At 35.9% G+C, this 13,251-nt stretch carries 11 protein-coding genes and 1 tRNA gene; 2 read left to right on the top strand and 10 right to left on the bottom strand.

Features of this window, described 5'->3' with window-relative positions:
- Positions 1-142 precede the first annotated feature (142 nt).
- The 4 genes from K350_RS0121710 to K350_RS0121695 all read right to left on the bottom strand — a co-directional run bounded on the left by K350_RS0121710 (position 143) and on the right by K350_RS0121695 (position 3,546).
- Positions 143-1,396, bottom strand: coding sequence for a hypothetical protein (locus K350_RS0121710; RefSeq protein WP_028981694.1), 1,254 nt, complete (start codon positions 1,394-1,396; stop codon positions 143-145).
- Between the two features lie 263 nt (positions 1,397-1,659).
- Positions 1,660-2,667 (bottom strand): hypothetical protein, encoded by a 1,008-nt coding sequence (locus K350_RS0121705; protein WP_028981693.1) that lies wholly within the window; start codon positions 2,665-2,667, stop codon positions 1,660-1,662.
- Positions 2,668-2,734: 67 nt separating this feature from the next.
- Positions 2,735-3,037, bottom strand: a complete 303-nt coding sequence (locus K350_RS0121700; RefSeq protein WP_156027138.1) for a hypothetical protein — start codon at positions 3,035-3,037, stop codon at positions 2,735-2,737.
- Between the two features lie 212 nt (positions 3,038-3,249).
- A complete protein-coding gene (locus tag K350_RS0121695) occupies positions 3,250-3,546 on the bottom strand; it encodes a Dabb family protein (RefSeq protein WP_028981691.1) in 297 nt (98 codons plus the stop codon).
- Positions 3,547-4,409: 863 nt separating this feature from the next.
- On the opposite strand from K350_RS0121695, the gene K350_RS0121690 reads away from it, so the two are divergent.
- Positions 4,410-4,480, top strand: a tRNA-Cys gene (locus K350_RS0121690).
- A gap of 34 nt (positions 4,481-4,514) precedes the next feature.
- Positions 4,515-5,189, top strand: coding sequence for a hypothetical protein (locus K350_RS0121685; RefSeq protein ID WP_156027136.1), 675 nt, complete (start codon positions 4,515-4,517; stop codon positions 5,187-5,189).
- A 24-nt stretch (positions 5,190-5,213) separates the two neighbouring features.
- Here K350_RS0121685 and K350_RS29895 read toward each other — a convergent pair whose 3' ends face one another.
- From K350_RS29895 to K350_RS0121655, 6 genes are all read right to left on the bottom strand, one after another.
- Positions 5,214-5,594, bottom strand: a complete 381-nt coding sequence (locus K350_RS29895; protein WP_037576575.1) for a hypothetical protein — start codon at positions 5,592-5,594, stop codon at positions 5,214-5,216.
- 22 nt (positions 5,595-5,616) lie between these two features.
- Positions 5,617-6,141 (bottom strand): 3'-5' exonuclease family protein, encoded by a 525-nt coding sequence (locus K350_RS0121675; RefSeq protein ID WP_028981689.1) that lies wholly within the window; start codon positions 6,139-6,141, stop codon positions 5,617-5,619.
- A 19-nt stretch (positions 6,142-6,160) separates the two neighbouring features.
- The gene (locus K350_RS0121670) at positions 6,161-8,731 is read right to left on the bottom strand and encodes a polynucleotide kinase-phosphatase (protein WP_028981688.1); all 2,571 of its coding nucleotides are present in this window, start codon (positions 8,729-8,731) and stop codon (positions 6,161-6,163) included.
- A 6-nt stretch (positions 8,732-8,737) separates the two neighbouring features.
- A complete protein-coding gene (locus K350_RS0121665; RefSeq protein ID WP_028981687.1) occupies positions 8,738-10,141 on the bottom strand; it encodes a 3' terminal RNA ribose 2'-O-methyltransferase Hen1 in 1,404 nt (467 codons plus the stop codon).
- 256 nt (positions 10,142-10,397) lie between these two features.
- Positions 10,398-11,459: a DNA polymerase beta superfamily protein gene (locus K350_RS0121660; RefSeq protein WP_028981686.1), complete on the bottom strand. Its 1,062-nt coding sequence runs from the start codon at positions 11,457-11,459 to the stop codon at positions 10,398-10,400.
- 8 nt (positions 11,460-11,467) lie between these two features.
- Entirely contained in the window at positions 11,468-12,235 is a 768-nt protein-coding gene (locus K350_RS0121655) for a nucleotidyltransferase domain-containing protein (protein ID WP_028981685.1), read from the bottom strand.
- Between the last annotated feature and the right edge of the window lie 1,016 nt (positions 12,236-13,251).

Here is a 13,251-nt window from a genome sequence, read left to right as displayed (position 1 = left end):
CCCAAGCGGAACGGGCACTCAATATATAGTTGAATTAAAGTATTTGGCCTCCTCTAATATGGGTTGCAAGAACTCAATTGCAGTGAGATATTGCAAGACTGTAATTATCAATATTTTTTTTTTCATGCAAGCAGGTGTAATATTAATGTGTAATAGAATTCCAGACTTCTATAGCCCAATCTTTTTCATCCATACTTGCAAAGCAGATTGTTGTAAATATGAATGAACCTTCTTCCACCTTCACGGCCTGCAACAACCAATATTCAGCTTCTTCCTCTGCATTCATATAGTAGTAAACATATCCATGGCCTTTTATTTTCTCATCACTAAAAAATATCTTTTCAGCACTTGGATAATCTTCCTCACTGAGCAGTGAAGCCAGCATCTCATCAGGAGTAGTTTCAGAGTCGAATGAATAAACAGTATTTCGCACAGTTTTATCACCAAACCAGAATACTTCTGTTTCTTCATCAAGACCTGAATAGAAAAAACCTGGTACAGTTATTTTCCATTCTCCTGCAATATCATAGGTTACCGCATTCTTTCTGAATCCAAGAGGGCTTTCTGGAATTTCAACATCTTCCTCACCTTCAAGATATGCTTTAATATATTCCCAGTCTTTTTCAGGCACAATCACATCCGGGTTCAGTTTCTTTGCCTCTTCGAAACATTTATCAATGATCTCATAAAGCATTATTTCATCATCATCAAGAGGGGCATGCCAGCCGCAATCAGCATTTAGAAGAGCTACACCTGTTCTGACAAGAAAACGTGCATCTGGTTCTCTATCCCACCAGATAAAAAATTGTTTTCCATACTTTTCCAGTTCAGTAAGGTCTTTATGCTGTAGTTCTTCAAACCAGTTTCTGGACCAGAAACCAAGAGAAGAAGCTACAAAGAAATCTTTATGTGCAACTCTTGGAGTATTAGCAGGAAGTGAAACCAGATATCCTTTCTGATCATCTTTCAGGAATATTGTAGAGAGCATTTGCAGCCATTCAGCCATACACTCCTGCAAATCATTAAAATCTTTATGTTCCTGATACCCTGTCTCATCGCCATAGCTTTCATCATCAGTTGTTTCATTCCAGACCCAGTCTATTGACAAGTCTTTACCAGCCTTTTCAAAAAAGTCAATGAGATAAGCATGATAACCAGGTCCGACACTATTGGTTTTTGCAGAGCAGAAGAGTGTTCCGTCTTCAACAAATAAGCTAACCGGCTCTTCACAAGGATGAAAGCTTAGATAAAGTGTATCCTCTTCCAGATCAATTTCGAGAAAAGTAGCAAAAATTCCTTTACTTTCAGCCTCAGTGTAATCTGCAATTATTTGAAGAATTGATTCTGAATCAGTTGTTCCACCTACCTTCCCTTTAATCGAAAATCCTAACCCCATAAAACAAAATAAATTTTAATAATTATAAAATAGTATACGTTTTTTTTACTTTAAACCTTTAAAAATGGGAAAAAAAAACTGTTCATTAAAAGACTATTCAAAGATTTTATTCACACATTCAAAGATTTAAAAGAATAATGCTGAAAGGTTACAGTATTTTTATCCGGATTAATACTATTTATACATTAGATTTTGGCATAAACATAAGGAGCTGACTATTAATAGTCAGCTCCTTATAAAAACTGGTAATTTTAGCAACTTATTTAAGGCATAAATGGCCTTTCAAAAGTAATAGTTGGATAATCTAAAACAACTTCAGCCTTCTCTCCTACTGTTTTTGTAAGCAATGTAAAATCTACAAATACAAGTTTGCTTGGGTCTTTAGTATTCGGACCACTTCCTCCAAACTCTCTATCTGGTGTTCTGGTAAAAGAGCTATACTTAATGCTAAATGGTTGCCACCCCTTAAAATTTAAAGGTATAGAATATTCATAAGCATCATCCTGAGTATCAGCATACCCTTGAGGTAACCCATACGGGAGTCTTGAATCAGAGTCATGCTTCAACGATATCTTCAGAGTGGATGTATTGCTTCCAATTCCGTAAACAAATACATTTACATAAAAATCTTTAGTTGCTGAAGTAAGAAAATTCCTCGGTAAATTTCTCCTTACTGAACCAATAAAATAATCATTATTATCATCTACTCCCGACAATTTAAAGGCATAATTTCCCTCAATTACCGGAGTAGAAACTTTTTCCCCAGTAGTTTTAGGATAAGGACTGTAATACCAATCAAGATGATTATATTGAAATCCTTCAAAACCACTTCCCATCTCTTTTGCGCCTGGATAAACTCTGGCACTAGCGATTTTAAAATTCAGCTTTTGAGGATCTTTAACCCCCAGAATAGAAAGGGTTGCTTCAACTTCCTCTCCAGAGAGAAAGAACATTAGATCATCATGTGTACCTAACCACAGTGAATTACTTTCATCAACTCTATCGCTTAAGCCTGTAATAGTCTTTACAGCTTGAGAAGTCTGCCCTTTCAAGGTGATTGTCCATGTTACGCGTTCGCTAAACTGAGCATTGAAAGATTGCTGATCACCTGTTTCAAAATTTACGCTGCTCAGTTTAGGTGAAAAATTTGAAACAAGATCGAAATTGGCTCCTGCCACTTTATATTCAGGACCAATAAAATCCTTTTTCTCTTTTTGACAAGCACTGAAAAATACCATTAATGGAATTGCATAATAAAAAAAATTTTTCATAAGAGTAGTTTTTGTTTACTCTCTTAAGGTAAAAAAATATAATTAAATAACAAAATAATACCAAAAATCAAAAGAGCATATCCTTATCCATTCTCTTTTTATCCTTTCTCGCTTCTTCCACCCCACGCTCACTTTTGGGAATTTCAATAACGCTGCCTGATTTTTCATCAGCTTTCATTCTCTTTTTTTCAAATTTCACGTTCTCTTTAGCGTGTTGCTTATCAAGATTCTTCTCTGACTTGGATCTTTTCTTCAAAGCCTTCTGCTCGCTTTTAACACGATCTTCCGTATCATTTCCTGAGCTATTACTATTGCACCCCCAGGAAAAAGCCACTTGAATAACTACCCAATAAGCGAATATCCTTTTCATACCTACACCCATTTTAAATTCAACATGTGGCATCACAAAAGGTTAAATTTACTCCCTTACATTCCCTTAAATTATTCGGCGCTAATGAGCGATTTCAAGGTGAGTTAAATTCTTCTTTTTCAAAGAAAGATTAGGGAGAATACTTTATTAATCAAAAAAGCTCTTCGTCTGGGAAAACTAAGAGCTTTTGGTATTATCAGAAAATTTGAAAATTACTGAGCATCATATATAACTACTTTCTCAAAATACTGTCTGAACTCTTCAAGAAATGCCTTATGCACCGGATGTACCTGATAAACATCATGCCCCGCAAGGTCTTCAAATACAATTACCAATGAAAAGGTATAAGTTGTATCAACAACAGGTCTGCTTATAGGAGCTGGAGTTCCTACATACATAGACTTAATGGTTTCTACATTTATAAGTGAATCAAGTCCGGCTCTAAATGCCTTCTTTTGATCTTCGGTAGTATCGGCTTTCAGCCAGAATAAAACGTGATGGGTAAGCATTGAATGATTTTTTTAAGATATACCGCAAATATAAATTGACCGAATTAAAAAGCCAGAATTTTTAATTTGTTAAAATTTAAGAAGCAGCTTAGAGGACTATTTAATCAATTGGTTTTCAAACGAGACAACCAGTTTTATTAAATTCAATATTTTCAATAAATATGTGCTTGGATAATGTTCACTGTCATATAAACTATACAAAACTCACCAATGCTATGATAATTCCCTAAAGAATAATAAAATGATTCAAGTATTATAAATCCAATAAGAACCAATGACGTTGAGCCTGAAAGCTAACCTTTGACAAAATGAATTTGGTTTGTGGCAATTAAGCTTATATTAGAAGGAATTATATAAATAAAAAAGTCTGATAAGGTTCCGAAACTTAGAGGCTGAATTTATTACGAAAGGTTTAATATATCCTAATTGCATAACAGTACTTAAAAATTAATTTTCTTATACGAACTTGGATGATATAAAAAATTAGTTTTACCTTTGTATTAATAATCGCTGATATGATACTTATTCAAAACATATTCTTCTTCTGTTGTTCCCCTGATTTCATCAGGCCTGAGGAAGATTTGTATTGATGCAAAAATACAATTCACTACAAAAACCCGGGCTACTTAGTCCGGGTTTTTTATTTAATAAGCTTTGATAAAAATGACATTTACATATTCACATACATTCTGTTGCTTTATCATTCACTCTAGTGTCTGAGGATAGATTTACTATATTCTTTTGTAAGAATCCCTTAGACATCCTCTAAGGGATTTTTATTTTATACTGGGAGTCAAGCTAACTTAGTAGAAGCGGCTTGAAAAACCAGAGAAACCGGAGCATAACCGGAGGTTCGTACACAAGCAGGTATAACCAAGTGGTAAGGTGTCGGTCTGCAAAACCGAATACGCCGGTTCGATTCCGGCTACCTGCTCTTACATAATTTCTAAATGCATATGATAACCTATTTGAAAAATCTTTTTAAAAGAGAATCAAAAAATGAAACAATACCGATATATGCAGATGACTTTCTGCAAAGATGGATTGAAACTGCTACATGGCTTGAATTTGTTATTCCTCAGAATGGAAGTAAATTATTAAGAAGCCGAGAACTCGAGCCAGATAACATTCTCGTTGAAGCAACTCAAGAAGAACAGGGAAATATTATAATTAAAGTTCTTGAAACAAGAAGAAATATTCTTAAAGAAAAAAATATTCCTTTAATGAAGCTTGAAGATGTAGTTTCCAAAGGCCATCTTTTAATCACAGAATTTAACAATACAGTAACAGACGGAGCTTCAGAAGCAGAATCCAATTGCTTCATTGATATTTACGATATACCGCCTTGGGATACCTGGCTCTGGCTTGAATATGTTAGTAATGAAAAATTACTTTATACATGGGTTCCTCTATCACAAATAAATTATGTCCAAGGTGCAATTGATGTTAACTGTGTAGATATAATCCATTGGGCTTCGGAGATCAATACTCCAATTACTCATAATCTCAGGCAATTGAACTTGCTAAGACAACCAAATACATCAGATGTAACTTTAGATTATACTGATTATGATAAAAATTCGAAAACACTTGACGGTATGATCTATGCCATTTTAAACAAAAATAGAATAGAGGATTGCTAAATAACAATCCTCTTAAATCCAATTTTAATAAATTCTTTCACCGATGTACCTATCTCCGTAAAACCCAGCCGCCACAAGAATATCATTGAATATATTATTATTGAACTCTGTAAGACGTTCAGAAGGCACCCATAATTCTTCATAAATCTTCCCTCCCACATTTTGAACTTTGAAGTTAAGAAAATACGCCTCAGGAATTTCAAACTCCGTAACAAAGCCTGCGAACCCGGAGCCTTCATCTTCAGTGTTCCACTCCTTTGCTATTTGCGCTGCATATTCAAAGTTGAGGACAGGATAAAAAATTGGTTGCCATGAAAAACGAGGGGGATAAGCTTTCATTCCGGATTTTTTTATAAGTTCCAGCTCCTTCACTCCTACGGGTCTAAACAATTTCTTTAATTTCATAAAAATAAAATATTAGTCTAAGTTATTTAAATGGGAACTTCAATCCCATCTCTCTTAATTTTAACATAGCTTCTGCATTGCCTCTTGCATCATCTACAGGGTTATGCGTATGCCTTGTCATTCGGAATTTCTTCCACTCTGATCCTTTCATAATATCACCAATCATCCCTGAATAAAGATCTCCAATACGTCTTCCGCTGAATCCAAAAGGATTTCTGCCAAGATAATAATGAAAATAATAATTAATCCATTGCCAGTCAAATGCAAGGTTATCTGAAAGAAACACAGGTTTACCTTTTACATTTTCTTTCAGCCATAATTCAAAACTCGACATCACAACATGTGGCTCATCAAATAAGGAATGTTCCTCCCTTGAAAATCCGCTTACAGCAAGTGCTTCAGGTATCCATTCTCCAGAAACAGGTTTCACCTTGCCATAAAATGTCTTTGACAATGACGGTTCTACAACAATCGCCCCGAAACATACCATACTGTATTTTCCGGGAATTGGGCCGTCAGCCTCTACATCTACTATTATCAAACCCATAATTAATTTTCCTATACATTTACAATCTCGGATCTATGGCTTCGCTTTCAAGTGCCAATATTCCGAATACACATTCATGTACTTTCCTTAAAGGTTCTTTTCTCACAAACCTTTCTAAAGCCTCTGCTCCCAGAGCAAATTCACGCAATGCGAGTGCACGTTTTCCTCCCACACTGCGCTCTTTCAGCCTCCTTATATTTTCAGGAGCAGAATAAGTAGGCCCATATATAATCCTTAAATATTCCTTTCCTCTGCATTTGATGGCTGGCTGTATTAAGCCTTTCTGGCCAGTGCTGATAAAGTTCAATGGTTTTACTACCATACCTTCTCCTCCAGATTCTGTCAGGTCGTTCCACCAATTTGTGACTTCATTTACCTCTTCCTCATTCTTTAAATCAACTACTTTATAAGGCGTAACGGTAAAAAATCTCGCATCAGTCTCACAAATGGATTTAATGTTTTCCATGTGCCAGATATGGTCTTTGTCCATGTGCTCAGCACCTTCAGTTGCAAGTATATGGAATGGTGCAAGCTTATAATCATCCAGTGAATTTACAGGCCAGCAATACCTTCTGTATGAATCTACAAACTGACCAGACATTTCATTCTTAGAAACAAATTCTGACAATAAACTATCTGTTGCAATACCTCTGGTCTTAGCCATTTGAAGCGCATCTGTAACAAATGGCAATGCGGCAGAAGAAGCAGCTCCTACTGAAGCATATTGATCTTTAAGCAATGCCTGCGCCTTGACTGACCATGGCATTAACTCACAATCAAGACAAACCCACTCCGTATTGAACTTATCCCAGAATTCAGATGCATCCAATGCTTTATTGATCCTATATAGAAACTCTTTTTCCAGTTGTTCATCATTAAAGAATGCTCTCCCCATCCTGGTATAGCAAACTCCAATACCTTCATTTTCTACTCCAAATGTTTTTAGTACTGCATTTTCATTTTTACAGACAATGACAATGGCTCTTGATCCCATATGCTTTTCTTCACAGACCACAGTCTCAACCCCTTGAGAAGCATAATACTTTAATGCCTCTGCAGGATGTTCCAGATACCCTGCCCTTGGACTTGCTTCAGATGGAGACATAGTCGGGGGTAAATAGATTAACCACTTAGGGTTAATAGCGAACCTGCTCATTACTTCCAGGGCTGCTATGCTATTATCTTCTCTTATAGTTATATTACCTAACAAACGAGTTTCTACAATATGTTTACCACGCACATCATCGATGTCTAATAGATCATCATACTCTTGCTGAAATGAAAGACCCGTTAAAGGATTGTAATCAAGTGGCCTTGATGGCTCAAAATATGTAGACTCTGCATTTACAGAAATAACTTCTTTCTCTGGATAACGCATTGCAGTAAGCTTTCCACCGAATACACAACCGGTATCTATACAAATCGTTTTATTCAACCACTGAGGGTTTGGAACCGGTGTATGACCATAAACTACCGTTGCCTTTCCTTTATAATCAGATGCCCAGTTATACCTGACTGGTAGTCCGAATTCATCAGTCTCACCAGTTGTTTCTCCATACATGCAAAATGTGCGTACAGCACCGGAACCTCTTCCATGCATTTCCTCTTTCAGACCTGCATGGGCTACAACCAAATTACCTCCATCCAGCACATAGTGGCTGACCAGTCCATCAAGAAAGTCTATTACCTTTTTTATAAATTCAGGAGCCTCTAAAGACAATTGCTCCATAGACTCTGCAAGACCGTGTTTTAACTGAGCATTAGATCCTTTCAGCTTTTTCATAAGTTTGGCATCATGGTTTCCTGGCACACACAATGCAGATCCATCCTTAACCATGCTCATCACAAGCTTTAATACTTGTGGCGTCTTCGGACCTCTGTCAACAAGGTCTCCCAGAAATAGTGCTATTCTTCCTTCTGGGTGCCAGACCTTTACTCCAAAATTATCCAGATCATAATCTCTATTTTCGAAAGAATAATTCAGCTTTTGCAATAATTTTACAAGTTCTTCATAGCAGCCATGGACATCGCCAATGATATCAAAAGGACCAGACAAATGCTTCAGATCATTATATAAAGGATCCCTCTGTATACCTTGCACGGAAGCAACCTTCTCTTCAGAGCTAAGAATATGAATATGCCTGAATCCCTCCCGTCCCAGGTATTTCAAAGATCTCCTTAATTGAGACCTTTGCATAGGTATAACATGAGGACCAAAATTCCTATCTGTCCTATTTTTATTTCTATCCTGCAAAACCCTTTCAGGAAGATCCAGAACGATTGCCACGGGAAGACAATGGTATTCTTTGGCGAGACTTATAAAATCTCTTCTTGCTTCCGGCTGAACGTTTGTGGCATCTATAACTGTTAACAAGCCTCTCTTCAACCTGATACCAGCTATATATTTCAACACATTAAAAGCATCCTCTGTAGATGTCTGATCATTTTCATCATCGGATACCATGGCCCTACAGAAATCAGAAGTTAAGATTTCTGTATTCTTAAAGTGCTTCTTTGCAAAAGTAGATTTACCTGATCCGGATGCACCTATAAGCATTACCAATGCTAATTCCGGTATTTTTAATTCCATACAATTCTAATTCTTAATTTTAAATACACCCATCTGACTTGAAGCTCCGACCTCGTCGTCCCAATCACCTATTGGCTCAAACCTCACTTCATAACTATATTTTGCTGCTATTCCTGAAGCCCACTTTTCAAATTCGGCTCTTGTCCATTCGAAACGGTGGTCACTATGCCTGAATGCTCCCGCGCTTAATGATTCGTATTTTACATTGTATTCAGCATTAGGTGTAGTGATAACTACAGTCAGTGGTCTTGCTGATTCAAACAATACTCTTTCAAAGGAAGTCAGTCTTGCCAGATCAAGGTGTTCTATCACTTCAATAACCGCAGCGGCATCGAATCCCTTCAATCGCTTATCTCTATAAGTAAGAGAACCATGAATTAATCTTAGCTTTTCCCTTTGCTTTTGTGGCAGCCTTTCATAATTCAATCTGTCCTTTGCAATTTCAAGAGAACGATAAGAAACATCCATTCCAAGAATTCTGTCAAACTGCTTCTCCTTCAAAAGTAGCTTTAGAAGTTTTCCTTCTCCGCAGCCTAGATCGAGTACACTCTGAGCTCCGGAAAGTTTAAGTTCATCCAATGCTTTGTTGAGTCTCTGTTGATGGAGAGAAATACTCTTCTCTTTTTTAAGCTTATCATCAACGGATAAATCATCTTCAGTATCTTCCATGGCCTCTTCTTCAGAAAGCCTGGACATAGCTAACTTAGTATATGCTCCAAGATTTTTCAGATATTTTTTTATGATCTGTTCTTTTTCGGGATGTTGTTCCAACCAGCCACTGCCTTTTTCTTCAAGCTTCTGAACCTCGTGCTCGCTAATCCAATAATGTTTATCATTATCCAACACCGGAATCAAAACATAAAGATGAGCTAACAGATCTTTCATTCTTAAGTCATTTCTTAGAGTTACAGAAAAATATCTGCTCATGCCCCATTGAGGAAAACTGGAATCCAATTCATACCTCTTCAGCTCTACCTGATATCCCAACGGTTCAAATAGACTTCTTAAGAAAGCTTCTCCACCTCGTGATGGCAATACATGTATAGTCACTTCTAATGGAAGTACCCTATCAACCAGATAAGGTTTGTCTTTACATGTCCCACTCATAGCAGATCTGAAAGCCTTGCTTATCGCAACAGACATAAAAGAAGAAGCCACGTATGGTCTGTCATTTACATAATGTTCCAAAGCAAAACCTTCACCGGAAGGTCCTTTATGATTACGCACAAGAGCTATAGGATCAACATCAAGGAGCAAAGCTATGGTTGATCTTTCCTCTGAAGATTCAGGATAAAAGACATGCATCTTACCGAAAGAAGTATCAAAGCTTTGTAATTTATCTGGGTGCTTATGCATTATATATCCCAGATCTGTCGCAGGTTTATATGCTGTAGTAATAGTTAATAACATTTGTAAGTTAAAGCTTAAAGTTGAAAGCTTAAAGTTTAAAGTTGGTATAAAATAATAAAGCCCGGATTTAATGTCCGGGCTTTGTATAATATTAAAGAATATTACTTCTTTCAATAACAACAATCCCGGAAAAAGCACAGAGGGTTCCCTGACCTTTTCAGACTTTTGAAAATATTAAAGATTGATTGCTGTTTCATTGTTTTAAAAATTCGGATACAAAGATAATAAATAGATCTTCAATTTTCAAAATTCCTTTTTATGAGGAATATAAACTCTCACGCATAGCAATCAAAAGATTCTCTGCTCTATATTTATCAGGAGCATCAGGAAGATCACTTTTTTCATAAACAGAATAAATGTATTCAATCTTTTCTTCAGCCTGTTTTACAAGATCTTCATACATAAAATCACCCTTGCGTATACTTAATAAATGATCTCTATTTGGTCTTCTTACTATTATTTTTTTATACAATGCTATTTCTTCAGCCATATCAAGCAATCTGAATACATGCATCATATTTTTAGCATCATAGTTCTTTCCATGAGAAACAGTGTTTTCAAAACGCTCATTGTTTCTTTTTCCAACCCATTCCCAATATTCTTTATACTGTCTGCAATAAACAGAATAGCCATTTCTATTGAAAGATAAAATCCCTGCTGGTTCAATTCCTTTTGGAACCGAACTTAATGCAACTTCATTAGCAAACTCCTTATGAATAACACCTTTCAATTTTAAAGTATTGTCAAAATCATAATAAAGTCCATATATGTCATTCATATGTGCAATCTTAACAAGGCCGCATTTACTCTGATCATATCCTTTCTCTATAAGCCAATCATTCAGTGAAATTGCTCCCTGTTCTTTTACTACATAACAAAAATCAAGAACAGACTTTCGTTCTTTCTCCATCGGATTACTGATCTTTTTGTTCAATCCCTTTGCTTTTTTTATCTGAGTCATTGCATACTCTGCAAATGTGGTCTTGCATAATCTGGATAAAAACATTTCTGGCTTAATAAGATTCATAACAGGATCTTTAAATAAGATACAATCTTCCGGAGATGAAAGAAGGTCCAGTAGATTAGGATTGTTTTTAACCAGCAATTCAATAAATCTTTTTAACTCATAGAAGACAATATCATTGGTTTCATTATTTACCTGATCTGTATAAGTTAACCCGTAAAAATCTTTTTTCGAAAGAGCAAAAACACCTTTAATATCAGTATCGGAAGTTGGAAGGTCCAAACCATAAGCCTTACTACCACTGATGCATTCTAACAATATCCTGCTTTTGCTTCTTACACATTCAATATTCATCAGACCTCCTACTTAAAATTTTCAATTAACAATTCTCTGAAAATCGCATCCAGTACTTCTGTAGATCCTGTTGATTTTTCAAGAGTCATTGAATATAATTCACTCTCCCTAATCTCATTCTGAATAAAATGATTCAACAAACGAGAGGAAGGAATTGTATCACCTTCATAACTATCTTTCTTGAGATTCAACAATTGATCTATTAAGCCATTGATATTCCCCTCATCTTTAATTAAAGCCCTTAAAACACCAAACTCCATCGGAGGAACTGTTTGCTTATCCCTAATCCATCTGCAAGCCAGTGATGACCTCAATGCATATAAGCATTTTTTAATCTTTACAGTATCACCCTGCAATTCATTTTTAAAGGGATTTATTGTCATCCCCAAATAGTGATGCATACCAGTTCTAAGAGAAAAATAATCCTCAGAAAGTTTGAACAGCTTCTCTTTAAAGTTCGATACTTCCTTATAAACAACTGGTGACTGTAGCCATTCAAAGATGACAGCATTAGAAGATCTAAAAAGCTTTAATGCTTTTCGAATATCCCAACCACTTATATCTAAAAGATCATTAATAGGAAACTCCAATGTATCCTTGTGATCATCTATACTCAAATACCATTCCTTCGACCTTATATAAATGAATCTCACATCATAGTCACTATTTCTGGAAGGAAATCCCCACGCCCTGCTGCCAGATTCGCAAGCATAAAGTATCTTGATGTTTTCTCTCTTTTCTATTTCTAAAATTTCCTTCTTAATTACTTCCAGCATGGCAAATTCTTGTTTTCAAATCCAATATAAAACAACAGGACTAAAGTCGAAAAAAGTATTTTAATTCATTTACAGTGAAGTAACTCTTTTCTACGGCACCTGTTAAAAAGTGATAAGTTTTAAGTAATAAGTTTAAAGTTTTTTAAATTTGAACATTTATTAGGTTACTACTAAATTAAAGAAATGAGCAACAATTCGAAAAGAGTACAAGTTGCTCTACCACTGAGCTACAGAGAGATTAATATTATTATTCTCTTTGATGGGAATCGAACCCACGTCCTACCGGGTGAAAAGCCGAAGTAACTCTTTTCTACGGCACCATTTTTTTAAGCTTAAAGCAGAAAGTACAAAGCTCAAAGTATCTTATCTCTTGCATAATTCAACTATTGAATAATTCACTTTACCTTTAGTTTCTCTTCAATTAAGAATAAAGAATGGGTTATAATTCGAAAAGAGTACAAAGTTGCTCTACCACTGAGCTACAGAGTGAGTTAAATTCTTTGTCACTCTGGTGGGATTCGAACCCACGTCCTACCGGTTAAAAGCCGAAGTAACTCTTCTCTACGACACCATTCTTATACGCTTAAAGCAAATGGTACAAAGCTTAAATTATTTTGAATTCATTCATTTAAAATAGACAGGCGATAATTCAGGCAGAGAGATTTTTCATTGATCGTTCGAAGTATCTCTGTCTTACGGCACTGTTCATTATTAAGAGCAATATTCAATGGGAGTCAAATTCAGCATTGCTGCTGATGCAGGGTTCGAACCTGCTAAACCATAAAGTCAACCACGAAGTATCTCCCATTTACGACATCTTAATTCTTTAATTAAAAACCGAAAGCAAGAACGAATCAGGGTGGGGGTCGCTATTGAGGATTTGCACCTCTTCCTGACATTGCTGCCAGAACCCTACCCCAAAGTGAGCGAAGTATCCCGATTCTACGGCATTTCAATTTTTATCTTCCAATCTTAAAGCATTCTCATGAAAGAGAAGCTTGCATAAAAATCTTCTT

This window comes from Sporocytophaga myxococcoides DSM 11118 (genome assembly GCF_000426725.1).
Taxonomy (GTDB): domain Bacteria; phylum Bacteroidota; class Bacteroidia; order Cytophagales; family Cytophagaceae; genus Sporocytophaga; species Sporocytophaga myxococcoides.
The sequence above is the reverse complement of the archived record's forward strand: the minus strand, read 5'-3'. Positions and strand labels throughout refer to the sequence as shown.